The 24,426-nt window shown below is 72.8% G+C and carries 26 protein-coding genes; 14 read left to right on the top strand and 12 right to left on the bottom strand.

Annotated elements, in window-relative coordinates; genetic code table 11:
• Positions 1–7: 7 nt before the first annotated feature.
• Both VMF70_10595 and VMF70_10590 read right to left on the bottom strand, forming a co-directional pair.
• Positions 8–370 carry a DUF2281 domain-containing protein gene (locus VMF70_10595; GenBank protein HTT68467.1) on the bottom strand — a complete coding sequence of 121 codons (363 nt, stop codon included), beginning with the start codon at positions 368–370 and terminating at the stop codon, positions 8–10.
• Entirely contained in the window at positions 367–1,305 is a 939-nt protein-coding gene (locus tag VMF70_10590; GenBank protein HTT68466.1) for an SH3 domain-containing protein, read from the bottom strand. Before VMF70_10590 ends, VMF70_10595 begins: the two co-directional genes overlap by 4 nt.
• Before the next feature lie 131 nt (positions 1,306–1,436).
• On the opposite strand from VMF70_10590, the gene gpmI reads away from it, so the two are divergent.
• The 11 genes from gpmI to VMF70_10535 all read left to right on the top strand — a co-directional run bounded on the left by gpmI (position 1,437) and on the right by VMF70_10535 (position 10,924).
• Positions 1,437–2,987 (top strand): 2,3-bisphosphoglycerate-independent phosphoglycerate mutase, encoded by a 1,551-nt coding sequence (gpmI, locus tag VMF70_10585; GenBank protein ID HTT68465.1) that lies wholly within the window; start codon positions 1,437–1,439, stop codon positions 2,985–2,987.
• On the top strand, positions 2,984–3,772 hold the full coding sequence (locus VMF70_10580) for a hypothetical protein (GenBank protein ID HTT68464.1): 789 nt from the start codon (positions 2,984–2,986) through the stop codon (positions 3,770–3,772). The genes gpmI and VMF70_10580 overlap by 4 nt, the downstream gene beginning before the upstream one ends.
• A 77-nt stretch (positions 3,773–3,849) precedes the next feature.
• Entirely contained in the window at positions 3,850–4,275 is a 426-nt protein-coding gene (locus tag VMF70_10575) for a 6-carboxytetrahydropterin synthase (GenBank protein ID HTT68463.1), read from the top strand.
• Between the two features lie 3 nt (positions 4,276–4,278).
• The gene (locus tag VMF70_10570; protein ID HTT68462.1) at positions 4,279–5,013 is read left to right on the top strand and encodes a formate dehydrogenase accessory sulfurtransferase FdhD; all 735 of its coding nucleotides are present in this window, start codon (positions 4,279–4,281) and stop codon (positions 5,011–5,013) included.
• Positions 5,006–5,851 carry a hypothetical protein gene (locus VMF70_10565; GenBank protein HTT68461.1) on the top strand — a complete coding sequence of 282 codons (846 nt, stop codon included), beginning with the start codon at positions 5,006–5,008 and terminating at the stop codon, positions 5,849–5,851. Before VMF70_10570 ends, VMF70_10565 begins: the two co-directional genes overlap by 8 nt.
• Before the next feature lie 14 nt (positions 5,852–5,865).
• Positions 5,866–6,459, top strand: a complete 594-nt coding sequence (locus VMF70_10560; GenBank protein ID HTT68460.1) for a molybdenum cofactor guanylyltransferase — start codon at positions 5,866–5,868, stop codon at positions 6,457–6,459.
• Positions 6,432–6,953 (top strand): molybdopterin-guanine dinucleotide biosynthesis protein B, encoded by a 522-nt coding sequence (gene mobB, locus VMF70_10555; GenBank protein ID HTT68459.1) that lies wholly within the window; start codon positions 6,432–6,434, stop codon positions 6,951–6,953. The genes VMF70_10560 and mobB overlap by 28 nt, the downstream gene beginning before the upstream one ends.
• A 111-nt stretch (positions 6,954–7,064) precedes the next feature.
• Positions 7,065–8,585 carry a D-alanyl-D-alanine carboxypeptidase/D-alanyl-D-alanine-endopeptidase gene (gene dacB, locus VMF70_10550; protein ID HTT68458.1) on the top strand — a complete coding sequence of 507 codons (1,521 nt, stop codon included), beginning with the start codon at positions 7,065–7,067 and terminating at the stop codon, positions 8,583–8,585.
• Entirely contained in the window at positions 8,582–9,841 is a 1,260-nt protein-coding gene (gene glp / locus VMF70_10545; GenBank protein HTT68457.1) for a gephyrin-like molybdotransferase Glp, read from the top strand. The genes dacB and glp overlap by 4 nt, the downstream gene beginning before the upstream one ends.
• 151 nt (positions 9,842–9,992) lie before the next feature.
• Positions 9,993–10,250 (top strand): hypothetical protein, encoded by a 258-nt coding sequence (locus VMF70_10540; protein ID HTT68456.1) that lies wholly within the window; start codon positions 9,993–9,995, stop codon positions 10,248–10,250.
• Positions 10,247–10,924 carry a hypothetical protein gene (locus VMF70_10535; protein ID HTT68455.1) on the top strand — a complete coding sequence of 226 codons (678 nt, stop codon included), beginning with the start codon at positions 10,247–10,249 and terminating at the stop codon, positions 10,922–10,924. Before VMF70_10540 ends, VMF70_10535 begins: the two co-directional genes overlap by 4 nt.
• A gap of 100 nt (positions 10,925–11,024) precedes the next feature.
• On the opposite strand, the gene VMF70_10530 is transcribed toward VMF70_10535, so the two are convergent.
• The 9 genes from VMF70_10530 to VMF70_10490 form a co-directional block, all read right to left on the bottom strand.
• The gene (locus VMF70_10530) at positions 11,025–11,996 is read right to left on the bottom strand and encodes an electron transfer flavoprotein subunit alpha/FixB family protein (protein ID HTT68454.1); all 972 of its coding nucleotides are present in this window, start codon (positions 11,994–11,996) and stop codon (positions 11,025–11,027) included.
• Complete coding sequence (locus VMF70_10525) at positions 11,996–12,748, bottom strand: electron transfer flavoprotein subunit beta/FixA family protein (protein HTT68453.1); 753 nt, start codon at positions 12,746–12,748, stop codon at positions 11,996–11,998. Before VMF70_10525 ends, VMF70_10530 begins: the two co-directional genes overlap by 1 nt.
• A gap of 91 nt (positions 12,749–12,839) precedes the next feature.
• The gene (locus VMF70_10520; GenBank protein HTT68452.1) at positions 12,840–14,027 is read right to left on the bottom strand and encodes an acyl-CoA dehydrogenase family protein; all 1,188 of its coding nucleotides are present in this window, start codon (positions 14,025–14,027) and stop codon (positions 12,840–12,842) included.
• Positions 14,028–14,047: 20 nt separating this feature from the next.
• Entirely contained in the window at positions 14,048–14,797 is a 750-nt protein-coding gene (locus VMF70_10515; protein ID HTT68451.1) for a SprT-like domain-containing protein, read from the bottom strand.
• Between the two features lies 1 nt (position 14,798).
• Positions 14,799–15,620: a metallophosphoesterase gene (locus tag VMF70_10510; GenBank protein HTT68450.1), complete on the bottom strand. Its 822-nt coding sequence runs from the start codon at positions 15,618–15,620 to the stop codon at positions 14,799–14,801.
• Complete coding sequence (locus tag VMF70_10505; GenBank protein HTT68449.1) at positions 15,617–16,999, bottom strand: hypothetical protein; 1,383 nt, start codon at positions 16,997–16,999, stop codon at positions 15,617–15,619. Before VMF70_10505 ends, VMF70_10510 begins: the two co-directional genes overlap by 4 nt.
• A gap of 77 nt (positions 17,000–17,076) precedes the next feature.
• On the bottom strand, positions 17,077–17,535 hold the full coding sequence (locus VMF70_10500) for an isocitrate/isopropylmalate family dehydrogenase (GenBank protein ID HTT68448.1): 459 nt from the start codon (positions 17,533–17,535) through the stop codon (positions 17,077–17,079).
• 10 nt (positions 17,536–17,545) lie between these two features.
• Entirely contained in the window at positions 17,546–18,064 is a 519-nt protein-coding gene (locus tag VMF70_10495) for a hypothetical protein (GenBank protein HTT68447.1), read from the bottom strand.
• A gap of 180 nt (positions 18,065–18,244) precedes the next feature.
• Positions 18,245–19,090, bottom strand: coding sequence for an SDR family oxidoreductase (locus VMF70_10490; GenBank protein HTT68446.1), 846 nt, complete (start codon positions 19,088–19,090; stop codon positions 18,245–18,247).
• 85 nt (positions 19,091–19,175) lie between these two features.
• Here VMF70_10490 and VMF70_10485 point away from each other — a divergent pair, with 85 nt between their 5' ends.
• Both VMF70_10485 and VMF70_10480 read left to right on the top strand, forming a co-directional pair.
• Positions 19,176–21,212: a carbon starvation CstA family protein gene (locus VMF70_10485; protein HTT68445.1), complete on the top strand. Its 2,037-nt coding sequence runs from the start codon at positions 19,176–19,178 to the stop codon at positions 21,210–21,212.
• A 46-nt stretch (positions 21,213–21,258) separates the two neighbouring features.
• Positions 21,259–21,477: a YbdD/YjiX family protein gene (locus VMF70_10480; GenBank protein ID HTT68444.1), complete on the top strand. Its 219-nt coding sequence runs from the start codon at positions 21,259–21,261 to the stop codon at positions 21,475–21,477.
• Positions 21,478–21,536: 59 nt separating this feature from the next.
• Here the strand turns inward: VMF70_10480 and VMF70_10475 are convergent, their stop codons facing one another.
• The gene (locus tag VMF70_10475) at positions 21,537–23,141 is read right to left on the bottom strand and encodes a DUF885 domain-containing protein (GenBank protein HTT68443.1); all 1,605 of its coding nucleotides are present in this window, start codon (positions 23,139–23,141) and stop codon (positions 21,537–21,539) included.
• Between the two features lie 76 nt (positions 23,142–23,217).
• Between VMF70_10475 and VMF70_10470 the strand changes: the two genes are divergently transcribed.
• Positions 23,218–24,420: a M20/M25/M40 family metallo-hydrolase gene (locus tag VMF70_10470; GenBank protein ID HTT68442.1), complete on the top strand. Its 1,203-nt coding sequence runs from the start codon at positions 23,218–23,220 to the stop codon at positions 24,418–24,420.
• Positions 24,421–24,426: the final 6 nt, after the last annotated feature.

Below are 24,426 nucleotides of genomic sequence, written 5' to 3'. Positions count from 1 at the left end.
GGCGAAATCAAGCAGTATGCGCGCCGCCCTCCGGTGGCTCCGGGGCGGCCTTGGGCCCGGGCGGGGGCGCGGGCCGCTGGCCGGTCACCTCGTCCACCACCGCCTTGCCCGCCGCCGCGATGCCGCCCACGACCCGGCCCGCCGCGGCCATGGTGTCCATCGTGCTCTTGATGGCGGTGGCCGAGACGCGGCCCGCCCGAAGCGTGTCCTCCACCGTCTCCGCGAGCCGCTGCAGCGCGGACGGCGACTCCGGCGTCCGCGCCGCGTACTTCGACTCGAGGAACTCGATGTAGTCCAGCACCTGGTAGACCCGCTCGTCGGACAGGGTCTCCAGCTTGCGCTCGATGCGCTTCCTCAGGAACTCGTTCATGGGACGACGTCCACCAGCTCGAGGATCGGATTGGCGAGGTAGGTGCTCCGGCCGCTCTTGACCCGCGCCACGATCGTGACGCTGTCCAGCGGCTGCAGTCGCGCGATCTCGGCCACCTTGTCGGGCGGCACCACCACGTACACGAAGGCGTATTCGGGCGCCGGGCCCCGCGCCAGGATGTACTGCTGTCCCGGGGCGAAGTCGGGGCGCAGCTCGTCCGCGGTCTGCAGCGCGATGAACTGGATGGTCCACCGGATCACCCGGCCGCGCCACTCCTCCGGCGCGGACCGCAGGTCCGCCGCCGTCACGCTGCTCACCGTCTGCCCGCCGGCCTGCCGCAGCTCGCCCGCCCGCACCCACCCCGCCGCCTCCACCCGTACCCAGTCGCCCGCGCGCGCCGTGACGCGGACGGGCACGCCGGCCTCGAGCAGGCCGGCCGCCAGCGAGTCCGGCGCGTGGTAGAGCCGCACCGGTCGCTGCAGGACCGCGCTGCGGACATCGACCGTGTCGAGCGAGCCCGACGTGTCCGCCGGCGCCGCCGCCGCGGTCGCAAACGACGCGCCCGCCGCGAGTCCCGCCAGGGCCCGGCTCGCCACCCAGCCGGCGCGACGCACGTGGATCCACCCGTTGCGCTGCTCCACCGAGTCCACCAGCGCACCCTTCACCAGCCGCGCCACGAGCCGGCCGTTGGGCACGGTGCGCAGGTACTCGTCCCGGCTCAGCGCCAGACCGTGCCCGTCGCGATTCGCCGACGCCACGGCCGAGCCGATGATCCATCCGTCCACCGTCACCTGCACGCTGGCGCCGCGGCTTCCCTGCGGAACCAGCGCGACGCCCGCCGTGAGCCGGCCCAGCGGCCGGCCGCCCGGCTCGCCGAGGAACGGCGTGCCGTCGCGCCGCACCGTCGCCGGCTGCTGCGCCGTCGCGGCTCGCACCGGGATGGCGGCGAGAAGTCCGCACGCGGCGAGCGAAAACAGGGTGAGCGCGGCTGGTTGGGGGCGCCGAACGGGGGTAGATTGCGGCCTGCGGTTCCGCACGAAAGTCATTGTAGAACCTGGGAGTAGCGATGTCAAACGGCCGGACGGCGCGACGCGGGGCGGTGGCCCTGGTGGTCCTGGACGGGTGGGGATTCCGCCGCGGGACCGACGGGAACGCCATCGAGCTGGCCCGCTCGCCGACGTGGCACAAGCTGTGGGAGACCCTGCCGCGCACCCTGCTCGACGCCTCGGGCCGGCCCGTGGGGCTGCCCGAGGGTCAGATGGGTAACTCCGAAGTCGGCCATCTCAACCTCGGGGCCGGCCGGGTCGTGCACCAGGACATCGTCCGCATCTCCGACACGATCGAATCGGGCGCGTTCTTCGAGATCCCGGCGCTGACTCGCCTGGTGGCGGACGTGCAGGCGCGCGGGGGCACGCTGCACCTGTTCGGCCTGATCGGCCCGGGCGGCGTGCACGCGCTGGACCGGCACCTCCTGGCCTGCGTCGAGCTGGCCGCGCGGGCGAAGCTGCCGCGCGTCGCCATCCAGGCGCTCCTGGACGGCCGCGACACCCTTCCCGCGTCGGCGGAAGGGTTCATGCGCGAGCTGGTCGCCGCCGTGGGCCGCCGCGCCGTGGTGGCCACCGCCACGGGCCGGTACTACGGCATGGACCGCGACAAGCGCTGGGACCGCACCAAGCTCGCGTACGACGCGATGATGCACGGCGTCGGGACGCCGGTCACGGATCCGGTGGCCGGCATCGCCGCGGCGTACGCCCGTGGCGAGACCGACGAGTTCATCAAGCCGCTGGTGGTGGTGGATGGCGCCGGTCAGCCGGTGGCGCCCATCCGGCCGGGCGACGGCATCCTGTGCTTCAATTTCCGCGCGGACCGGATGCGCCAGATGGTGCGCGCCTGGACCGAGCCGGACTTCGCCGGCTTCGATCGAGGCGGGGCGCCGACGATGGACGTGGTGACCATGACCTCGTACGACGCCACGTTCACGGTCCCGGTGGCGTTCGGGCCGGAGGTGCTGAACGAGATCCTGGCCGACGTGGTGAGCCGCCATGGGCTGGGCATGCTGCGCACCGCGGAAACCGAGAAGTACGCTCACGTGACCTACTTCTTCAACGGCGGGGTCGAGCAGCCGTACCCCGGCGAGGAGCGGCTCCTGGTGGACAGCCAGAAGGTCGCCACCTACGACCTCAAGCCGGAGATGAGCGCGGCGGGCATCACCGACATCCTGTGCGGAGCCATCGAGCGGCGCTCGCACGACTTCATCCTGGCCAACTACGCGAACGGGGACATGGTCGGCCACACCGGCAAGCTGCCGGCGGTCGTGCGCGCCGTGGAGACCGTGGACTCGTGCCTCGCGCGCGTGATCGCGTCCGCCGAGAAGGGTGGGGCCTCGCTCATCGTGACCGCCGACCACGGCAACTGCGAGATGATGATCGATCCGGGAACCGGTGGCCCCCACACCGCGCACACCACGAACCCGGTTCCGCTGCTGCTGATGGACGGGGGATTCCGCGGCGCGCTGCGCCCCGGCGGCGCGCTGCGCGACGTCGGGCCCACCATCCTCGCGCTGCTCGGGCTCGAGCAACCGGGCGCGATGACCGGCCGGGACCTGAGAGCCGCGTGAGGGCCGCGCCAGCCGTCCGGCGGTGCCTCACCGGGCCGCGCAGGGCGCGCGCCGGCGCGTGGGCGCTGGCGGCCTGCCTGCTCGCCGGCGCCGCGTGGCCCGCGGCCCTCACGGCGCAGGAGGTCGGGAACCCGCCCGAGCGCTCGCCGTACCGCGACATCCTCGAGCACCAGAGCGTGACGCTGTTCGGGGGCCGCTTCGGCGGCAACGCGGGCCAGGCAGGGGTCGGCGCGATGCCGGGCCTGGCGTTCGGCGCCCAGCTCGCGGTCCGGCTCTCCGGCCCGATTGATTTCTGGTTCACCCTCGCCAGCGCCGCGAGCCGCCGGCGGACGATCATCGCCGACACGCTGGTGACCCGAACCGACTCGGCGCGCGCCGGTCCCGACATCAACCTGCCGCTGGTCCTCGGCGACATCGGCCTGGGCCTGAACATCACCGGCGACAAGACCTGGCACGGGTTGGCGCCGTACGTCGGCGCCGGCCTCGGAATCGTCACGCCCACCCAGAAGGTCACCGACCCCGGCGGTTTCACGGTCGGCACCAACTTCGCGCTGGTCCCGGCCGTCGGGACGCGCATCTTCCTCTCGAGATCACTCGCCCTGCGGCTCGAGGTGCGGGACTACTTCTTCCGCTACCAGTATCCGCTGGCCTACTTCGACTCCCTGAACCTGCACTTCGCCGGGCCGCCACCACGCCCGGCGGTCCTCTCGCTGGGCTCGAGCGACCGGCAGTGGGTGGGCAACGTCACGCTGTGGCTCGGCGTGTCGTACCTGTTCACGTTCTGACCCGACGCGCCGGCGACGCCCAGCGCCCGGACGTGGCCGGCATCGCCCACCCGGCGACTTGCGGGGTATCTTAGCGCATGGCCACGGCGTATCTGACCCGGACGGTCCAGTTCAGCGCCGCCCACCGCTACTTCCGGCCCGAGTGGAGCGAGGCCCGGAACGCCGAGGTGTTCGGCAAGTGCGCCGCTCCGCACGGCCACGGGCACACCTACCGCTGCATGGTGACGGTGCGGGGGACCGTGGACGGGAGCACCGGGATGGCCGTCGACCTCGCAGCGCTCGACCGGATCCTCGCCGAGGAGGTGGTGGGGCGCTTCGACCATCGGCACCTCAACCTCGACCTGCCCGAGTACGCGTTCGGCCGGACCGTGCCGACCGGCGAGGAGCTGTGCCAGGACGTGTGGCGCCGAGTGGCGGCGCGCCTGCCGTCGGGCTGCAGCCTCGCCTCGGTGCGCGTCGAAGAAGAGCCGGCGCTGTACGCGGAGTATCGCGGCGAGGCGTAGCCGGTGAGCCGCAAGATCGCCGAGGGCCGGCTCGCCGCGGTCGAGGAGACTCCCGTCTGGCTGGAGGTGAACCACCGGCCGGCGGTGACGTGGATGTGCACTCCAGACCAGCTCGAGGAGCTGGCGGTGGGGTGGCTGCACGGCGAGGGCTACATCGGAGCGCTGGCCGACCTGCTCTCGCTCACGCCGTGCGCCACCGACCTGGGATTCTGGGCGGAGCTGGCGCCCGCGCGGGTGGAGGCCATCGAGAAGGACCCGCGCCGCCGGGTGCTGGCGTCGGGGTGCGGCGCCGTGAGCGTCGCGCTCGCCGACCCGGCCTCCCTGCCGGCGACCGCATCACGCGGCGAGGCGCCGCCCGCGGAGACGTTGCGCGCGCGGTTCAAGGAGCTGTACCAGCGGGGCACGCGGTACGCCGAGACCGGGGGCATCCACGCGGCCGCGCTGACCGACGGCCACGCGCTGCTCCAGCACGCCGAGGACATCGGGCGGCACAACGCGGTGGACAAGGTGATCGGAGGGATTCTGATGGCGGGTCGCTCTCCGGAAGGGCTCGGGCTCCTCGTGACCGGGCGCATCTCGGCCGAGCTGGCGTTCAAGGCGGCACGCGCGGGCATCGTGTACGTCGCGACGCCCTCCGTGCCGTCCACGCTGGCGCAGGCGATCGCGAAGCGCGCCGGCCTCACCCTGGTGGGCCGGGCGGTGTCGGGCTCGCCGCAGCTGCACCGTCCCGATGCGTGACGCCCGCCGTCTCGCCCGGTTCGCACTGGTCCTCGCGGCGGCGCTGGCGCGGCCGGCCGCGGCGCAGACGCCCGACCAGCCCAACCTCATCTTCACCATCTCCGCGGGCCTCACCACCGGCGGCGACCTCTGGACCATCCCCGTTCAGCTGGCGTACGCCTCGAACAACGGGTCGCAGAACCTGTGGGACACGTTGTCGCTGGGGCGGAGGATGCGCCCGGGGCTCCTCGCCACCGTGAGCGCGACCTACTTCCGGTCGCCGCACCTCGGCTACACGCTCGAGGCCGGCTTCTTCGGACTGGAGACGCAGGGCTCGTGTGACGCGCGGTCGTTCGTGCCCGTGGCCAGCCTACCCCCCAACCAGCAGGCCTGCGCCTATCTGCACGGGCAGGACATCCGCGGCGACGCGGTGGGGCTGCTCGGAGGCCTGACCTACCGGGTCACGACCGGCGGCGTGCAGCCGTTCGTTCGAGCCGAGGTCGGCGCCGGGTTCCTCGGCAGCTCGTTCGTCGAGATGACCGGACCCGCCCTGCTCGGCGACGGCAGCCAGACCCTGGTCTACTTTCTGTCGGACCAGAATCACACGGAGCTGACCTGGATGGTGTCGCTCGGCGCCGGCTTGATGGTGCCGCTCGGGCCGGGCTACCAGCTGCGGATGGAGGCCCGCGACGTCATCCTCCCGCTGCCCCGCCCGCTGGGGCCCGCGACCGACACGGCCGCTGTCGCGGTCGGCAGCCAGCTGCCGCAGCCTCCCATCGGCCTCAAGGTCAGGCAGCTGCCGACGTTCTCGTTCGGCCTGGACGTCGTGCTCGAGCGGCGGAGGGGCCACCGCTACTGACCCTCTCCGGCGCGGTGATCGCAGGGGGCGGGGCGACTCGCTACGGCGGTGCCGCGAAGGGGCTGCTGGAAGTCGGCGGGCGCCGGATTCTCGACCGCGTGGTGGAGGGCCTCGAGCGCGCCACCGGGCGACTCCCCATCCTCGTCGCCAACGCGCCCGACGCCGCCCGGTGGCGCCCCGATCTCACGGTGGTCGCGGACGTGCTCCCGGGGAACGGCTCGCTGGGCGGGATCCTCACCGCCGTCGAGACCGGGGGCAGCGCGCTGTGCGTGGCGTGGGACATGCCGTTCGTCCGCTCCGAGCTCCTGGCGGCGCTGGGCGATCTGCTGGCCGGCGCCGACGCCGCGCTGCCCGAGAGCGGCTCGCGCCGCGGGCTCGAGCCGCTGTGCGCCGCCTACGGCCCCGCCTGCGGTCCGGCGATCCGGGCCGCCATCGGCCGCGGCGACGCCCGGGCGATCGGGTTCCACGGCGAGGTGCGCGTGGCGCGGCTGCCGCAGGCGGCCGTGTTGCAGTACGGCGACCCGGCGGTTCTATTCTTCAACGTCAACACACCCGACGATTTGGCGCGAGCGGAACACCTATGCCGGACCCACGACTCGTATCGGTGATCGGCAAGAAGAACTCCGGCAAGACGACCCTCGTGGTGGCCCTGGTCCGCGAGCTGGTGCGCCGGGGGCACCGGGTGATGACGATCAAGCACGGCGCGCACCCCTTCGACCTGGACGAGAAGGGCCGCGACACCTGGCGCCACGTCCACGAGGGGGGCGCCGAGCGGGTGGTGATGGAGACGCCGGGCTCGCGGTTCCTGATCGCGCGCGCGGACGAGGAGGCCGGGCCGCGCGAGCTGACCGCGCGGTACCTGGCGGACGCGCACTTCGTGGTCGTGGAGGGATTCAAGAAGTCCGATCTCCCCAAGATCGAGGTGTACCGGCGGGCGGTGCACGCGCAGCCGCTGTACGATGCCGCCGCGCCCGACGCCTCGCAGTACATCGCCATCATCACCGATGCGAGCGACTACCGGGCCAGCGTCCCGGTGCTGCGATTCAGCGACACCAACTGGCTCTACCGCCTCGTCGACCTCGTCTCCCAGGGCGCGCGCTGAGGCGCGCGGCGCCGGGGGAGCACCGACCCGCGACGTGAGCGTCCTTCGCGCCGCCCGCACGACCCTCGCCCTACGGGGGATCACCGCGCCGGCGGCGGCCCAGCTCACGACGTGAGCGTTCGTCGCGCCGTCCGCCACGCCGCCTTCGCCCTCCCGGGAATCGGCGGCCCGCTCGCCGCGCTGCTCCTGGCGGGATGCGCGGTCCGCAGCGCTCCGCCTCCACTCGCCCCGCAGGTGGCCGCCCTCGCCGCCGAAGTGGACGGCGTGCTCGCCGACCCCGCCTTCGCCCGCGCCTCGTGGGGCGTGGCGATCCAGTCGCTGGACAACGGCCAGGTGCTCTACCGCCGCGACGCCGAGCGGCTGTTTCTCCCCGCCTCCAACCTCAAGCTCCTGACCGCCGCCGCCGCGCTGGTGCGCCTCGGCGCCGACTTCCAGTACCGGACGCCGGTGATCGCGCGCGGCACGCGGCGCGCCGACACCCTCGTCGGCGACCTCGTGGTGGTCGGCCGTGGTGATCCGGCGCTCGCCGTGGACGCCACGAGCGGCGCCGATCCGCTGACGCCGCTGCGGCCGTGGGCGGACTCGTTGCGCCAGCGGGGCATCCGGGTCGTCCAGGGCCGGCTGCTCGGCGACGCGTCGCTGTTCACCGATCCGCCGCTGGGTCCGGGCTGGGCGTGGGACGATCTCGACGCCGACTACGCGGCGCCGGTGAGCGCGCTGCAGTTGAACGAGAGCGTGGCGTGGATCCAGGCGACCCCGGGCGCCGCGGCCGGCCAGCCGGTCGCGGCCGCACTGCTGCCGCCCTCGGCGCCGCTGCGCCTGTTCGACGCGGCCACCACCGCACCGGCCGACTCCGGCGTGCTCGCGCTGACCTGGAGCCGCGCGCCGTTCGGCGACTCGGTCGCACTCGCGGGACGGATCTCGGCCGGGCGCCCGCCGGTGCGCCTGCTGGTCTCGGTGCCCGACCCCGCGCGCTACTTCCTCGCGGGGCTGCGCGCCGTGCTCGCCGACGCGGGCATCTCGGTGCTCGACCAGCCGACCCCCGCCGACACGGTGGCCGACACCCTGTTCACCTGGCAGTCGCCGCGGCTCGACAGCGTGCTGGTCCTGCTCCTCAAGCCGAGCCAGAACCAGATCGGCGAGACGCTGCTGCGGACGCTCGGCGCCCAGGTGAAGGGCGTGGGCTCGATGGACAGCGGGCGGGCGGTGGTCCGCGAGGTGCTGGCGGGCTTCGGCGTCCCGCCGGACGCGTACGTGCTGGCCGACGGCTCCGGGCTTTCGCGCTACAACTACGTGACGCCCGACGCGGTCGCGCGGGTGCTGGAGGCGATGTACCGGCGCTCCGAGTTCGCGCCGTTCTTCGCAGCCCTGCCCGTCGCGGGCGTGGATGGCACCCTCGCGCAGCGACTCAAGGGTACCCGCGCCGCCGGCAACGCGCACGCGAAGACGGGCTCGCTGTCCAACGTGCGGTCGCTGTCCGGGTACGTTCGCACGGCCGACGGGGAGATGCTGGCGTTCGTGCTGCTCGCGAACGGCTTCACGGTCCCGCAGCGGGTGGTCGACGCCGCGGCCGACCGGATCGTCGAGCGGCTCGCGAACTTCAGCCGCAGCGAGGACGTGGGCGGCCGGTGAACGGCGTCCGGGACGCGATCGATCTGGTCGTCGCCGGCGTCGCCGTCCTGCCCGCCGAGGCGGTCCCGCTCCGCGACGCGCTCGGCCGGGTGCTCGCCGAGAGCGTGGACTCGCCGATCACGGTCCCGGCGCACACCAACTCCGCGATGGACGGCTTCGCCGTGCGCGCCGACGACGTGCGGGGCGCGGCGCGGGGGACGCCGAGGCGGCTTACGGTCGTCGAGGAGGTGCGCGCGGGCGCACTGCCCACCCGGCGCATCGGACCGGGCGAGGCGACCCGCGTGTTCACGGGCGCCCCCCTGCCCGAGGGAGCCGACGGCGTCATTCGGCAGGAGGACACGACGCTCGCCGGACCCGTCGTGGAGGTGCTGGACGACCGCGACGCGGGCCGCAACGTGCGGTTCGCCGGCGAAGACCTGCGGCGCGGCGCGCGGGTGCTGGAGGCGGGCACCCCGCTCGGCCCGGCCCACCTCGGCGTCCTCGCGTCGATGGCCCGCGCGATCGTGCGGGTGCGGCGCCGGGCACGGGTCGGCATCCTGGCCTCCGGCGACGAGATCGCCGACCTCGACGAGACCGAGGCCATTCTCGCGGGCCGCAAGACCGCGTCGTCCAACTCCTACACGCTCGACGCGCTGGTCCGGCTCGCCGGCGCCGTTCCCGTCCCGCTCGGCATCGCGGCCGACACGCCCGCGAGCGTGCGCGAGAAGCTGGAGCAGGGCTTCGCGACCTGCGACCTCGTGGTATCCACCGCAGGCCTGAGCGTGGGCGCGTACGACTACCTGCGCGCGGTGCTCGAGGAGCTCGGCTGCCGGATGCTCGTCTCCAAGGTGCGGATGCGGCCCGGGTCCCCGACCGCGTTCGGCACCGTGCGGGGCGTGCCGTGGCTCGGGCTGCCCGGCAACCCCGTCTCCACGATGGTGTGCTTCGAGCTGTTCGTGCGCCCGGCCGTCCTGAAGATGCAGGGCCACACTCTCCTGCACCGGCGGGTCGTGCGCGCGACCCTGGACGAGCCCGTCACGACCCCCGGCCGACTGACCCACTTCCTCCGGGCGGTGGCCCGGGAGTCCGCGGAGGGATGGCGGGCCCGGCTCACCGGTCCGCAGGGCTCGGGCATCCTCACCTCGATGACCAGGGCGAACGCGCTGCTCATCGTACCGGAGGGGGTGGACGAACTGCCCGCCGGTGCGACCGTCGAGGCGATGCTGCTGGAGCACGAGAGCATGGTCGCGGAACCACCAGTAAGAGGTGAGAAGTGAGGAGTGAGACGTTCAGGTGAGACGTGAGAGGTGGAACGGCGTGAGAGGTGAGCGCTCCTCTCACCACCTCACGTCTTGGCTTCTCACCTCTCACGTGAACGTCTCACTTCTCATCCTTCACGTCCTACGGCTGACCTTCACGAGGACCCTAATGAACCTCCTCCTCACTCCCGCCATGCTCGAGGCCTTGAAGCGCGCCAAGCACATTCCGCCCGACGTGCAGAAGGAAATCGACGGCGCCAAGGTCGAGCGCGGCAGCTATCGCCTGCATCTCTCGGAGGACGAGGGCATGGAGCTGTCCGAGCTGCTGCAGTGGCACGTGCGCACCGATCCGGCCACGGGACAACCCACCGCCGAGACGGCGCCCTACGCGGAGATCATCGCCCGCATCGCGGAGCAGCAGCTGTGAGCGCGGTCGCCGCAGCCGCGCCACTGGCGCCGTTTCTGGTCATCGGCGCCATCGCGGTGGCCGTCGGTGCCGGCATCTCCCTGGCGCTGGCGTTCGAAAAGAAGCGGACCGCCGCCCTGGCGGACGCATGCTTGCGGATGGGCTTCAACTTCCAGCCCGAGATTCCCACCGAGCAGGCCTCGAGCTTCGGGACCTTCCACCTCTTCAGCGTCGGCCACGGGCGGAAGGGGTGGAACCTGATGACCGGGAAGGTGGACGACGCGGCGGCTTCCGTCTTCGACTACCGCTACACGACGGGGGGTGGGAAGAACTCGCACACGTGGACCCAAACGGTGGCGATCATCCCCGGCGCGGGAGGGCTCCCGGAGTTCATGCTGTCGCCGGAGCACTGGTGGGACAAGATCGGCGAGATCTTCGGCCACAAGGACATCAACTTCGAGGCCAGCCCCGACTTCTCGAAGCACTACCTGCTCAGGGGTCCCGACGAGGGCCGGATCCGAGCCGCGTTCGGCGCGGAGGCCCTGGGTTACTTCGCGCAGCATCCGGACTGGTCGGTCGAGGTGAAGGACGACGCCATGGCGATCTACCGCCGCGCCAAGCGCCCCAAGCCCGAGGAGATGCAGTCCTTCGTGGCCGACGTGGCTTCGGTCCGCCGCGCCCTCGTCCACTCGTAGCAACGTACGCGGGCGCCCTGCTGGTCCTCGTCCCGATCGCGACGCTGGTGCTGCGCGTCCTCACTGATTCCCTTCGTCTGGTAGCGAGCCCGCCGCAGGGTCAGCCGGCCTTGGCCTTCGCGACCTCCTCGGTCAGCCGCGGCACGATTTCGAACAGGTCGCCCACGATCCCGTAATCCGCCACCTGGAAGATCGGCGCGTCCTTGTCCTTGTTGATCGCCACGATCACCTTCGCCGTCCGCATCCCCGCGAGGTGCTGGATCGCGCCGGAGATGCCCACCGCGACGTAGAGCTGCGGGCTCACCGTCTTGCCGGTCTGGCCCACCTGCTCGGCGTGGGGCCGCCAGCCGGCGTCCACCACCGCGCGCGAAGCGCCGACGGCCGCACCGAAGGCCTTCGCCAGGTTCTCGATCAGCGCGAAGTGCTCCGGACCCTTGAGGCCCCGGCCTCCGGAGACCACCACCGACGCCTCCGCCACGTCGAGCCTCCCCTGCTCGGCCGCCTTCACCTCGCGCACCACCACCCGCGCGGCCGGGAACGCGGCCACCTTCCCCACCGCGCCGCTCTTCGCCGCGCTCCCCGGCACGAACGTGTTGGGCCGCACCGAGACCACGGCCAGGGGCGCGTCGAGCCGGAGCTGCTGCACCGCCCTGCCCGCGTACACCGGCCGCGTCGCCGTGACCTTGCCACCCTCGATGCGGATGCCCGTCACGTCGCTCGCGAGCGGCGCGTCGAGCCGAGCAGCGATCCGGGGCGCCAGGTCCTTCCCCGCCGCCGTCGCGGCGACCAGCACGGTGCCGTACCCGCCGCCCTTCGCCACGGCCGCCACGGTCGCCGCGTAGCCGTCCGGCGAGTACCTCGCGAACGAGGCGTCCTCGGCCACCAGCACCCGGTCGGCGCCGACCGCGCCGAGCTGCGCGCCCGCCGCATCCACGCCCGGCGCGCCGAGCACCAGTGCGTCCACCGTTCCGCCCATCGCGTCCGCCAGCTGGCGCGCCGCCCACACCACTTCCCGGCTGGTCTTGCGCAGCGCGCCGTCGCGCTGCTCGGTCACCGCGAGCACGTCGGCCATCAGAGCACCTTCGCTTCCGTGCGGAGCAGCCGCACCAGCTCGGGGACCACGTCCGGCCCCTCGCCCAGGATCCGCCCCGCCTTCCGCTCGGGCGGCAGGCCGAGCGCCGTCACGACCACGCGGCTCTCGCCCAGGGCCGCCGGCTTCACCTCGATCGGCTTCTTCTTGGCCGCCATGATCCCCTTGAGCGCGGGATAGCGCGGCGCATTGAGCCCCTTCTCGGCGGTCAGCACCGCCGGCAGCGCGAATTCCACCACCTCGACGCCGCCCTCGATCTCCCGCTCCGCCACGCCCTTCCCGCCCTCCAGCTCGAGCTTCGACACCGCCGTGACGCACGGCAGGCCCAGGAGCTCGGCCGTCATCGGGCCGACGGCGTGGTGGTAGTCGTCCACCGCCATCTTCCCGAACAGCACCAGGTCGTAGCCGCCGTCCTTCAGCTCGGCCGCCAACGCCTTGGCGACCGCCAGTGCGTCCGCCGGGATCCGGTCGGCCTTGAGCAGCACGCCGCGGTCGGCGCCCATCGCGAGCGCGCCGCGGATCGTCTCCTGGGCGGCCTCGGGACCGAGCGCGACGGCCACCACCTCGCCGCCGCCCGCCTTGTCCCGGCGCTGCAGCGCCTCCTCGACCGCGAACTCGTCGTATGGGCCGACGATGAACTTGACGCCGCTCTCGTCCAGCGACACGCCGTCGGCGCCGATCCGGACGCGGGTCTCGGTGTCCGGCACCCGCTTGATGCAGACCGCGATCTTCACTCGATCCCCTCGCTAGTGGTCCCGCCGCCCGTGTTCCCGCCGGGCACGCGGGCGCCCTTCCCGCGCACCGACCGACGCGCGGACGTGTCGGTCACTCGAACGCGCTGATCCCGGTGATCTCTTCCCCAAGGATCAGGGTGTGCATGTCGTGCGTGCCCTCGTAGGTGTACACGCTCTCCAGGTTCGCCAGGTGCCGCATGGCGGTGTACTCGACCAGGATCCCGTTCGCTCCGAGCAGCCGGCGCGCCTCGCGCGCGACCTCGCACGCCGCGTCCACGTTGTTCCGCTTGGCCAGCGAGACCCGTTGCGGCGTCGCCTTGCCCTGGTCCTTGAGCCGGCCGAGCTGGAGGACGAGCAGCTGCGCCTTGGTGATCTCGCTCAGCATCTCGGCCAGCCGCTGCTGCTGGAGCTGGAACGCGGCGATCGGCTTCCCGAACATCACCCGCTGCTTGGCGTAGCGCAGCGCCTCGTCGTAGCACCCCATCGCGGCGCCCAAGGCTCCCCAGGCGATGCCGTAGCGTGCCTGCGTGAGGCAGCTCAACGGGCTCTTGAGCCCCCCGGAGCCCGGCAGCAGCGCATCCCTGCCGACCTTCACGTCCTGCAGGACCAGCTCGGAGGTGTCGGACGCGCGCAGCGACAGCTTGCCCTTCTGGTCCCTGGCGCTGAAGCCGGGCGTGTCGGTCGGCACGATGAAGCCGCGGATGCTGCCCGCGTCGTCGAGCGCCCCGGTCTTGGCCCACACGATCGCCACCTTGGCCGTGGAGCCGTTCGTGATCCACATCTTGGCGCCGTTGAGGACCCAGCCGTCCTTCGTCTCCCGTGCGGTCGTGATCATCCCGCCGGGGTTGGACCCGTAATCCGGCTCCGTCAGGCCGAAGCAGCCGATCACCTCGCCCGCCGCCATCTTCGGCAGCCACTTCTTCCGCTGCTCCTCCGAGCCGAAGGCGTGGATCGGGTACATCACCAGCGCGCCCTGCACCGAGGCGAAGGAGCGCACGCCCGAGTCGCCGCGCTCCAGCTCCTGCATGATCAGCCCGTAGGCCACGTTGTTGAGGCCGGCGCACCCGTACTCTTCCGGCAGGTTGGCGCCGAAGAAGCCCAGCTCCGCCATCTCCGGCACCAGCTGGAGCGGAAACGTCCCCTCGACGTAGTGCCGGTTGATGACCGGCATCAGGCGGTCGTCCACCCACTGCCGGACGGTGCCCTGGACCGCGCGCTCCTCCTCGGAGAGCAGCGCGCCGACGTCGTAGAAATCAACGCCCTCGAATCGTGGAGCCATGGGTTTCCCGGCTTGAGGGGTCAGTCCACCCGCGCGAGCCGGCCGCGGCGCCGCCCGGCGGGCACGTGGCGGCGCGCCGACCCCACGACGCCGACATCGGACGCCTTGCGGCGGAAGGTGCGGCCGTGATCCACGGCGTGGCCCTGCTGGTGCTGCCACAGGTGCACCATTTCGTGCAGCAGGGTGTGCGCGGCCTCCGCCCAGCCGTGGCGGTCGATGTGGCGGCGGCTCATCGTGATCTCGTACGGCTGCCCCGTCTCGTGCCGGATGCACAGCTGACCGAGGCGGGTGTGCATCCGCCCCGACAGGCGGAACGGCAGCGCGGGCAGCGTTCCGCCGAAATGCCGCTCGTTGAGGGTGCGGAACAGCTGCGCGAGGCGCTGCGCCTTCTCGGCGTCCCCCGGCCGCGGGCGGTCGCCCGCGCGCTGGCGGCGCGGCGGGCCCGCGGCGTGATCCTCGGGCCGGAACGAGAGGATCTCGTGCTCCGCCGCCCGCCTCAGCGCGCGCGAGGTGCCCGGCGCCACGAACCGCACCACGGCCTTGAGCACCCGGTCCGGCGCGAGCGCGTAGCCCCGGTGAATCCGTAGCACGCCCCTGGACGACAGGCTCACCATCACGGTGCGGTTGTCGGTGACGCGGATGCCCTTCAACCCGCGCAGGCCCATCAGCTCCAGCCGCCGGGCCAGCAGCGCCTCCTCGGACACCTTGAACCGCGGGGCGGCGTGGGGTTCCGCGTGGTGGTCGACCGGCCGCAGCCAGCGCGGCAGCATCCTATCGAGCAAAGTCCCGCCCCTCGGTCAGCGTGAACGTGCCGGACGCCCGGTCGAAGGCATGAATCTCCACGCGAATGCCCTTCGGCGCGACCCGCAGGACGTTGAAGCTCGGCGGCCGGTGGTTGCGGCCGCGGGTCGAGAGCGTGCCGGCCGTCGAGACCACCACCTGCCTGCCGTCGCGCTCGATGGTGCCGATGCCCTCCTCGTGGTCGTGCCCGCAGCACACCACGTCGGCGCCGGTCGCCACGATGGCCCGCAGGGCGGCCTGCGGCCGCGCCAATCCCCACCGGTCCGAGATGTGCCCCTTGAGCACGTTGTGGTGCACCACCAGCACCTTGAGCGCCGCGCCGGCGCGCCCGAACGCTTCTGCGGCGCGCGCCAGCTCCGCCCGCGGCAGGTGGCCCTTCACCGTGAGGTCGCGCGGGTTCCAGGTCATCGAGCCGAGGGCGAGCCCGTGGGCGGACGCCGCGCCGCAGATCACGAGCCCGTCCACGCTCAGCGTCGGCGCGAGATCGCCGCCGAGGTAGCGCTCGAACTTGGCGAGCCGCGCCCGGCCCAGCAGCGGGACCCCGAACGGCTCCCGCCACCACTGCACGTCGTGATTGCCCGCCACGGCGTGCACGGGCGCCAGCTTCGCCACCGAACGCAGGAAGGCCCGGCCGCGCTGGAGCTCGCCGGCGCGCGCCCGCTGGGCGAAATCACCCGAGATGACGATCGCGGCAGGCGCCAGCGACGGCAGCACCTCCTCGACCGCCTCGACGGCGCGGATGTCGGCCAGGCCGCCGAAATGCAGGTCCGAGAGGTGGACGAGCGTGCTCACCAGCGGGCGCGCACCCGGTAGTCGAGCGTCGCCTCACCCCCCGGGGGCACCCGCACGGCGAAACGCACGCTGGAAGAGCTGAGGCGCTCGGCCGGCACGCTGCTCGACAGCACCTCGAACTGGCCCGGAAACTCGTCCAGCACCTGCACCGTCACCGTGTCGCTCTTCGCGTTCTGGATGGTGACCCGGTACGACGAGATCGACGCACGCCTCCCGTCCATCGCGAACGTGGTCTGCACCCGCTGCGCCGTGATGTCGAACGCGGTTCCCGTCACGAGGTGCAGCTCGCGCCCCGCCGGCGTGTGCTGGACCTGCGGCTCCCCCACCAGCTGGAGGCGGCCGCCGGAATCGGGCGTGAGCACGCGCACGGCGCCCGCCGGCAGCGGCGTGTCGCCGAACGGCGTGCCCTTCGCGCGCCGCACCAGGTAGCCGGTCTCCGCGTGGAGGTCCTGCTCCGGCTGGCTCTGCTGGGACTGGAAGACGTAGGACGCGTGGCGCAGCACGTACTCCGGCTCCACCTGCACCGCGGCCTGCGCGAACAAGGCGACGCTCTTCGACTCGCCCGGAACGAGGTCCACGGTACCGGGGAGCGTGTAGACGTGGGTCTCGCCGACCGACTCCTCGGACGTGACCGAGGCCTCCTCGAGCGCATTCCCCGCGATGGCGGCGCGGGCCATCATCGGACGCGGCGCCGCCGATGGCGCGCGCCGCACGTCCCCCGCCAGCAACTGGACTTCGGCGCCGCTGAACGAGAGTCCACCCGGGTCATCGATCGTCGCGAGGCCGGCCATCGCGCCGGACGCGCGCAGGTTGCGCGGCACCACGAGCGTGTACGATGCCCGCCACTGCAGGCCGTCCGCCTGGTAGGCGAGCCGCAGCGACGGCCGCGCGCGCGCGGCGTCCACCGTGACCGCCAGGCGGGAGGGAGCCAGCTCCACCAGGGAGTCCGGGAACGCCGGCGTGCCGGGGAAGCCGTAGATCACGCCGCCCGCGGTGCGCACCGTCTGCGGGTCGAGCGAGAGCAGGGTGCCGCGAATGAACCGCACCGCCGAGTCGCCGCCCATCACCATGAAGGCGATGTCGCGGCCGACGGCCCGCCGCAGCGACGCCTCGGGGCCCGTGGCCGCGACCACCGTGACCCCACGGATCTCGACGCCGTCGTCCAGGGTGACCAGCGTGCCCGGGTCCACGTTGCGGGTGCCCAGGTCCACGCTCAGCGTGCTCGCACCCCGCGGGACTGCCACCGGGAACGAGCGGCGGACCAGCGCGCGGCCGCTCTGGTAGATCGTGAGGCTCGTCTCCTGGGCGCGGAGCGTTCCGGCGGACAGGGCGGCAGCGACGGCGAACGTTCCAGCCAGTCTCCACGCCTCGCCGCTCACGTCTCCCAGCCACTGCCCAACTGCGCGTCTCGCCACTTCCCTGCGCTCTGTCCTCACGGTCCGCTCCATTCTCTCGGTCACGCTCGCACCAGCTTCGCCAAGTGCTCCGCGAACCCGCTCGTCGTCGCATCGCCACCCAGGTCGTGCGTCCTGACCTCGTCGTCCCGAAGGCCGCGGCCGGCGATGTCCGGCGCCGTGCCGTGTCCGGCCTCGAAGATGGCCGCCTTCGGCCCGATGTTCGCGCCGGGCGCGAGGCCCAGCCCGCCCACCAGGCCCGCCATCTCGTCCGAGGGGATGTCGCCGAACATGTTCGTCGTGACGGTGGCGAGCGGGCCCTTCAGCGCGACGCCGGTCGAGCGGATGGACTCGACCGCCGGATCCGGCAGCGGCGCGCCGGGCCGCTCGATCGACTCGGCGCCCGCGACCTGCTGGTCCCACGCGAACGCGCTCCCCGTCGCCTCCAGCACGTGGAGCGTCGCCGCAATCATCTCCGGGCCGATGCCGTCGCCCGGGATCGGCGTGACGCGATGCGCCATCGCTCCGCCCTCAGCGGATGGCGGGAGGCGGTACCGTCGCGGCGGCGCCGTTCGCGAGCGCGGCCTCGGGCGTCGCGGCCGGCGCCCCGACCATGCGGCCCCGCCCCAGCACCTTCCCCTGGCGCACGTCCACCAGCACGAGCACGTACTCGGCCACGTACGTCTCCGCGCGCCGGTCCAGCCTGACGCCGGCCGGCGCCACGGCCATCTGCGCGCTCATCAGCGCGATCAGCGTCCGCAGCTGGCCCCACAGCGGGTCGGCCAGCGACTCGACCCGCGGATTCAACAGGTAGTCCGTCTCCAGGCGCGCGGGGTCGATCCCCATCGCCGGCGCCAGGCGCAGCGCCCGGCGCTGCTCCGCCAGGCCCAGCCATGCGACCCCGGGGGCCCCCCGTCTGAAGGCGCTGTCGAGACTCGCTCCCGCGACTGAGGCGAGCGCGAACCGGCGGGCCACCAGGTCCGCATCCGCCGCGGCCGAGTCGCTCAGCACCATCGCGCCGACCGGCAGCAGGAGCACGCTGGAGCCCACCAGGGCACCAACGGGCAATGGGGCGATGCCTATGGCCTGGAACGGGTCTTCGGGCGTCGTGGGGCGCTGAGACCGCCCGCAACTCGCCGCGAGAAATGGTATCACTATCGCGATGGCGTAACGATACTTATGCGACATGATTCCGCCGATGGGATTTGTCCCGGACCGTCGGCCGGAAAGCTAACCGAGGGTCTGGCCTCCGTCCACGCGAATGACCTCGCCGGTGATGTGGCGGGCGGCGTCGGTGCAGAGGAAGACGATGACCTGCGCCACGTCGTCCGGCTCGGCGAGGCGCCCGAGCGGCGTGCTGCCGCGGGCGCGCGCCACCAGCTCCTCCGAAAGGTGCTGCGTCAGCTCGGTCTTCACGAAGCCGGGGGCCACCGCGTTGACGTTCACGTTGGCGGGGCCGAGCTCGACGGCCGCCGCGTGGGTGAGGCCGATGAGGCCGGCCTTGGAGGCCGCGTAGTTGGCGATGCCGAACCCGGCCTTCATGGCCTGTACCGACGCGACGTTGACGATCTTGCCGTAGTGCTGCGAGCGGAAGATCGGCGCGACCGAGCGGATCATGTGGAACGCGCCGGTGAGGTTCGTCTCCACGACGTCCTGCCAGGCGGTGTCGTCCATCCGCCACAGGGCGGAGTCGCGGGAGATGCCGGCGTTGTTGACGAGGTGATGGACGCCGCCGAGGGCGTTGTGCGCGGCCTGGACGAAGCGGTCGACCTCGTCCTTCTTGCGCACGTCGCAGCGGTCGCAGAACACCGGCACGTTGAGGCTCTTCAGGACGGCCTCGGTCATCGCCGCCTGGACGGCGACGTCGCGACCCGGCAGCTCGACGTAGTTGAAGGCGACGCCGCAGCCGCGGCGCGCGAACTCCAGCGCCGTCGCGCGGCCGATGCCGGTGGCGGCCCCGGTGACGATCGAGCCCTTGCCCTTGAGGTCCGCCTTGCCGCCCACGGGCAGCGGCTGCTCCTGGTGCGCAACCTCCTCGAGGAGCGCGGTCACGGCGTCCGACTGCGGCTTGGGCACGGCGCGAACATATCCGTGGCTCCGGGCAGTGGCAAGGTATTCGCATTGACTGGTGCGCCGTGCCAAGGCTATGCTAGCCCTCAACATGCACCGACTCCTGTCCTCCGTCGTCTGGATCGCCATCGCCGCCCTGGGGGCCACCGCTTTCGCGATCCTCGCGCTGACGCGCGGGGAGAGCATCAGCGCGGCCTGGATCCTCGCCGCGGGGGTGGCGAGCTACGTGATCGCCTACCGCTTCTACGCGCGGTTCCTGGCCCTGCGGGTCTTCGCCCTGGACGACCGCCGGGCGACCCCGGCGGAGCGGCTCGACAACGGCCGCGACTTCGTGCCGACCAACAAGTGGGTGCTCTATGGGCACCACTTCGCGGCCATCGCGGGGGCCGGCCCGCTGATCGGGCCGATGCTGGCCGCCCAGTTCGGGTACCTGCCCGGCACGTTGTGGCTCATCGCGGGCGTGGTGGTGGGCGGCGCCGTGCAGGACTTCACCATCCTGTTCGCCTCGATGCGCCGTGACGGGAAGTCGCTGGGCCAGATGGCGAAGGAGGAGGTCAACTCGGTCGCCGGGATGGCCGCGATGGTCGCGATCCTCGCGATCATGATCATCCTGCTGGCGGTGCTGGCGCTGGTGGTGGTCAACGCGCTGAGGGCGAGCCCCTGGGGCCTGTTCATCATCGCGAGCACCATTCCCATCGCCATGCTGATGGGACTGTGGATGCGCAGCTTCCGTCCGGGCCACGTGCTGGAGGCCTCGGCGATCGGCGTCGTGCTTCTCATGGCCGCCCTGGTGGCCGGCCAATGGGTCGCCCGCGACCCGACGTGGGCTCGCTGGTTCACGTGGTCGGGCCCGGGGCTGTCCTGGGCGATCATCGCCTACGGCTTCTTCGCCGCGGCGCTCCCCGTCTGGCTGCTGCTCTCGCCGCGCGGCTACCTCTCCACGTTCCTCAAGATCGGCACGATCCTCACGCTCGCCGTCGCCATCCTGGTGGTCCTGCCGCAGACCCGGTTGCCCGCGCTGACGCGGTTCGTGGACGGGACCGGGCCGGTGTTCGCCGGCAAGGTCTTCCCCTTCGCCTTCATCACCATCGCCTGCGGCGCGATCTCCGGCTTTCACGCGCTCGTCGCGAGCGGCACCACCCCGAAGATGGTGACCCACGAGAGCGAGGCGCGGCTGATCGGCTACGGTGGCATGCTGATGGAGTCGTTCGTGGGCCTGATGGCCATCATCGCGGCCGCCACGCTCGATCCCGCCGTGTACTTCGCGATGAACGTGCCGGCGGGTACCCTGGGGCCCACCGCCGAGACCGCCGCGCGGACGATCGCGCAGTGGGGCTTCACCCTGCACCCGGGGCAGATGGAGGCGCTGGCCCGCCAGATGGGCGAAGCGACCCTGCTGTCGCGAACCGGCGGCGCGCCCAGCCTCGCCGTCGGAATGGCGACCATCCTGGGCGGGGTCGTCCGCGGGTCCGGCCTCGCGCTCTGGTATCACTTCGCGATCATGTTCGAGGCGCTGTTCATCCTCACGACGGTGGACGCGGGCACCCGCGTGGGGCGCTTCATGCTGCAGGAGCTGGTCGGCCACCTGTGGCAGCCGTTCGGCCGCACGTCGTGGTACCCGAGCGTGCTCGTCTCGAGCGCCGTGATCGTGGCGGGGTGGGGGTACTTCCTCTACCAGGGCGTGGTCGACCCTCTGGGCGGGATCAACTCGCTGTGGCCGCTGTTCGGCATCGCCAACCAGCTGCTGGCGGCGGTGGCGCTGTGCGTCGGCACGACCATCCTGATCAAGATGGGGAAGCAGCGCTACGCGTGGACCACGCTCGTGCCCCTGCTCTGGCTCGCTGCGGCGACGCTCACCGCCGGGTGGCAGAAGGTGTTCGCCGGCGATCCGCGGCTCGGCTTCCTGGCCCACGCGCGGCTGGTAGCGCAGGGCGCGGGCAGCCCGAACGCCGCCCGGCTCATCTTCAACGACCGCCTGGACGCCGCGCTGGCGCTGGCCTTCATGGCGGTGGTGCTGGTGGTGATCGCGGCGTCGGCCCGCGAATGGTGGCTGGTGCTCTCGAGGCGGAAGGCGCCGGCGGTGAACGAGGCCCCGTTCGTGGAGTCGGCCTATGCCACCGGTGACTAGGCCGCGCAGCGGGTTCTCCGCGTCACCCGGGGCGGCGGAGCCGGCGATGCCGGGCCGCGCCGACGCGCAGGACGCGGGCGGGGTGCGGGGGGCGCTGCGCGGATTGCTCGGCGTCGTGCGGCAGATCGTGGGGGCGCCCGACTACCAGCGCTACCTCGACCATCACGCGGCGAGCCATCCAGGCACGCCGCCGCTCACTCCGCGCGAGCACTACGCCGAGTTCGTCACCCGGCGCTTCGGAGGCGGCGCGACACGGTGCTGCTGAGCGGCGGGACGGCTGGGGCCGCCTCGCTCCCGAGCCTCTCACCCATCACCTCTCACCCCTCACGCTTCACCGAGTCCCATTCCCCACCGCATCAGCGATACGGGCAAGCCGCCGTACGACAGCACCTCGTCGTGAAATCGCCGCAGCGGCGCCTCGGGCCCGGTGCGCCGTCGCCAGTCCTCGCGCAGCCGCAGCAGCTCGCGGCGTCCGACGGCGTAGCAGAGCGGACCCGTCGGGTTCGCGCAGTACCGCCGGACCTCCGCCTCCGCGCTCTCGCGCGCGAGACCGAGCGTCTCGACGAGGCTCGCGATCGCCTGCTCCACCGTCATGCCCGCGGTGTGCAGCCGCACGTCCAGCACGACGCGCACCGCCCGCCACAGCAGGTGCAGCCGCTGGAAGAAGGCTTCCTCGGCGCTCGCGAAGAACCCCTCCTCGCCCATCATCTCCTCGCAGTAGAGCGCCCATCCCTCGACGGTGAGCGGCGTCCACACCACGCGCCGCACGGGAGACGCGTGCGCCTGCGCGACCAGGTGCTGCAGGTGGTGGCCCGGGTAGCCCTCGTGCAGCGCGGTGAGGGCCAGCTCGTGCACGCTGTGCTCCCCGAGCCGCGACTCTCCCGGCACGGAGACGTAGAACCAGCCGGTGCGATCGTCCGAGAACGCGCCCGGCGGGTCGTACGCCGCGAACGGGATCAGCGGCTCCATGAAGGACGGCGTGGCGACCACCTCGAGCGGCCCCTCCGGGACGCTGGCCAGCCCCCGCTCCGCCACGAAGCGTCGCGAGCGCTCCATCGCCCCTGCGTACCCCGCCACGAGGCCCGTGCGGGCCGGATGGTCCCGCCGCAGCCGCTCGACCAGGGCACGCCACGGCACGCCCGGTGCCAGCCGTTCCGCGCGCCGCTCCAGGTCGCTCTCGGCCTCCCGGATCAGCGCCTCTCCGAAGCGCAGCAGCTCGGGCGCCGTCTCGCGCAGCGCGTGCCCGTAGTGGAGCCGGAAATCGAATTGCGCCCGTCCGATCGCGAACTCGGCGTCGGAGCGATCGGCCAGCTCGCCGCCGAGGAACGCGACGAACTCCTCCATCTCCTGTCGCGCGGCGCCGAGCGCCTCCCGAGCCGCCTCCCGGGTCGCCGGCGGGCATTGGGCCACGAACTCCGGGATGGCGTCCTCGAACAGGGCGCGCCCGCCGGCTGCGACGGCGAGGGCGGTCTCCGTGAACACCTTCGCCGGCCGGCCGAGAGTCGCGCGCGCGTCGCGGAGAAACCGCGGCGCGTCTTCCAGCCTCGCGACCAGGGCCCGCCCCCGCTCCTCAGGGGTGCGGTCGCGGCGCAGCAGCAGCGAAAACAGGCCGTCGAACAGGTGGGACAGGTGAAACTCGGGGTTCAGCTCGTGCGGCTTCTCCCGCTCGAAGCGGGCGATCGACATGCGCAGGTCGTTGAGGACCGCGGTCTGGTCCACTTCCTCGTCGAGCGACGAGGTCTCGCCGTACTCGAACGCCGACGCCATGGCCTTGAGCGCGGCGAGGGCCAGCTTGACCTGGGGCTTGGTGTAGGTGCCGAGCCGGCCGTCCTGGCCGCTCACCCCCGCCTGGCTCGCGGCGACGGGATCGAGCTGCCACCGCAGATCCAGGTAGGAGCTGACGAGTTCGCGGTAATCGGGTGGCGCCACTGGTACAGTCTGCCCACCGCCCCGGGGCCCGTCAAGCGCGCTTGCGACCTCCCGGCACGCCCGTTAGCCTCCGCGCGTGAGCCACGTCGTGGACGCGATCGCCGCGCTGCCGGAAGTCCGTGCGGCGCGTGCCTGGCTGGAGCGGTTCGACGGCGAGACGCTGGCCTGGCAGCGCGCCATCGCCGCCGTCGCGGCGCCCACCGGCAGCGAGCGCCGGCGCGCCGACGTGGTGGCTGCCAGGTTCGCCGAGGTCGGCATCGGCGCCGTCCGGCGCGACGACGCCGGGAACCTGATCGGCTGCTGGGGCGGCGACGGCACCGCGTCGGCCGGCGTGGTGATCGCCGCGCATCTCGACACGGTCTTCCCGGAGGAGACCGACCTCACCGTGCGCCAGCATGGCGCCCGGCTCATCGGCCCGGGCATCAGCGACAACGCGCGCGGCCTCGCCGGGCTGTTGGCGCTCGCCGGGGCGTGCCACCACGCCGGACTCCGCCCACCGGCACCGATCACCTTCGTCGCCACGACCGGGGAGGAAGGCGCCGGCGATCTGGCGGGCACCCGGCATCTGTTCGCGACCTCCGGGTTCCGGCCCATCGCGTTCATCGCCCTGGACGGCGCCGGCATCGAGCGGGTCGTGCACCGCGCGCTGGGCTCGCGCCGGCTGCGGGCCGTGTACCGCGGGCCCGGCGGCCACTCGTGGGCGGCCTTCGGCGTGGCGAACCCCGTCCAGGCCGTGGGCCTCGCGGCCGTCGCCGTCGGGGAGCTGCCGCTCCCGGCCTCGCCGCGCACCACCGCGAGCGTGGTCCGCATCGGGGGAGGCTCGGGGCTCAACACGATCCCCCAAGAGGCGTGGCTCGAGCTCGACCTCCGCTCGGAGAGCGAGGCGGCCCTCGACGCGCTGTACGGCGCCGCCACGGAGGCACTGGCGCGGGCGTTGGACGGCGCCAACCGCCGTCGCGCCGCCGGCACCGCGCCGCTCACGCTGCAGATCGTGCCACTGGGCTACCGGCCGAGCGGGATCACCGACCCCGGTCACGAGCTGGTGCAGGGCGCGCTCGCCGCGACCCGCTCGGTGGGTCACACGCCCGACCTCGCCGCCGCCTCCACGGATGCGAACGTCCCCATCAGCCGCGGCGTGCCCGGCATCGCGCTGGGCGCCGGCGGGCGCGGCGGCAACACCCACCTCGTCACCGAGTGGTACGAGAACGTGGACGGGCCGGTGGGCCTGTTCCGCGCGCTGCTGGTGGCCTGCGCCGCGGCCGGCCTCGTCGCCGCCTGAGCCGGC

Source organism: Gemmatimonadales bacterium, assembly GCA_035502185.1.
GTDB lineage: Bacteria > Gemmatimonadota > Gemmatimonadetes > Gemmatimonadales > JACORV01 > Fen-1245.
Note: the sequence above shows the minus strand (reverse complement) of the source record. Positions and strands in the feature narration are given on the sequence as shown.

Bases quoted from the DNA above. Each gene is read 5' to 3' on its own strand.
- VMF70_10500 (HTT68448.1), bottom strand. From the start codon at position 17,535: ATGGCGCATCGCGTCACGCCGATCCCGGGCGACGGCATCGGCCCGGAG.
- mobB (HTT68459.1), top strand. From the start codon at position 6,432: ATGCCGGACCCACGACTCGTATCGGTGATCGGCAAGAAGAACTCCGGC.
- VMF70_10520 (HTT68452.1), bottom strand. From the start codon at position 14,027: ATGGCTCCACGATTCGAGGGCGTTGATTTCTACGACGTCGGCGCGCTG.
- VMF70_10480 (HTT68444.1), top strand. From the start codon at position 21,259: ATGCCGGGCCGCGCCGACGCGCAGGACGCGGGCGGGGTGCGGGGGGCG.
- VMF70_10540 (HTT68456.1), top strand. From the start codon at position 9,993: ATGAACCTCCTCCTCACTCCCGCCATGCTCGAGGCCTTGAAGCGCGCC.
- VMF70_10530 (HTT68454.1), bottom strand. From the start codon at position 11,996: ATGGCCGACGTGCTCGCGGTGACCGAGCAGCGCGACGGCGCGCTGCGC.
- VMF70_10595 (HTT68467.1), bottom strand. From the start codon at position 370: ATGAACGAGTTCCTGAGGAAGCGCATCGAGCGCAAGCTGGAGACCCTG.
- VMF70_10515 (HTT68451.1), bottom strand. From the start codon at position 14,797: ATGCTGCCGCGCTGGCTGCGGCCGGTCGACCACCACGCGGAACCCCAC.
- gpmI (HTT68465.1), top strand. From the start codon at position 1,437: ATGTCAAACGGCCGGACGGCGCGACGCGGGGCGGTGGCCCTGGTGGTC.
- VMF70_10565 (HTT68461.1), top strand. From the start codon at position 5,006: ATGCGTGACGCCCGCCGTCTCGCCCGGTTCGCACTGGTCCTCGCGGCG.
- VMF70_10485 (HTT68445.1), top strand. From the start codon at position 19,176: ATGCACCGACTCCTGTCCTCCGTCGTCTGGATCGCCATCGCCGCCCTG.
- VMF70_10575 (HTT68463.1), top strand. From the start codon at position 3,850: ATGGCCACGGCGTATCTGACCCGGACGGTCCAGTTCAGCGCCGCCCAC.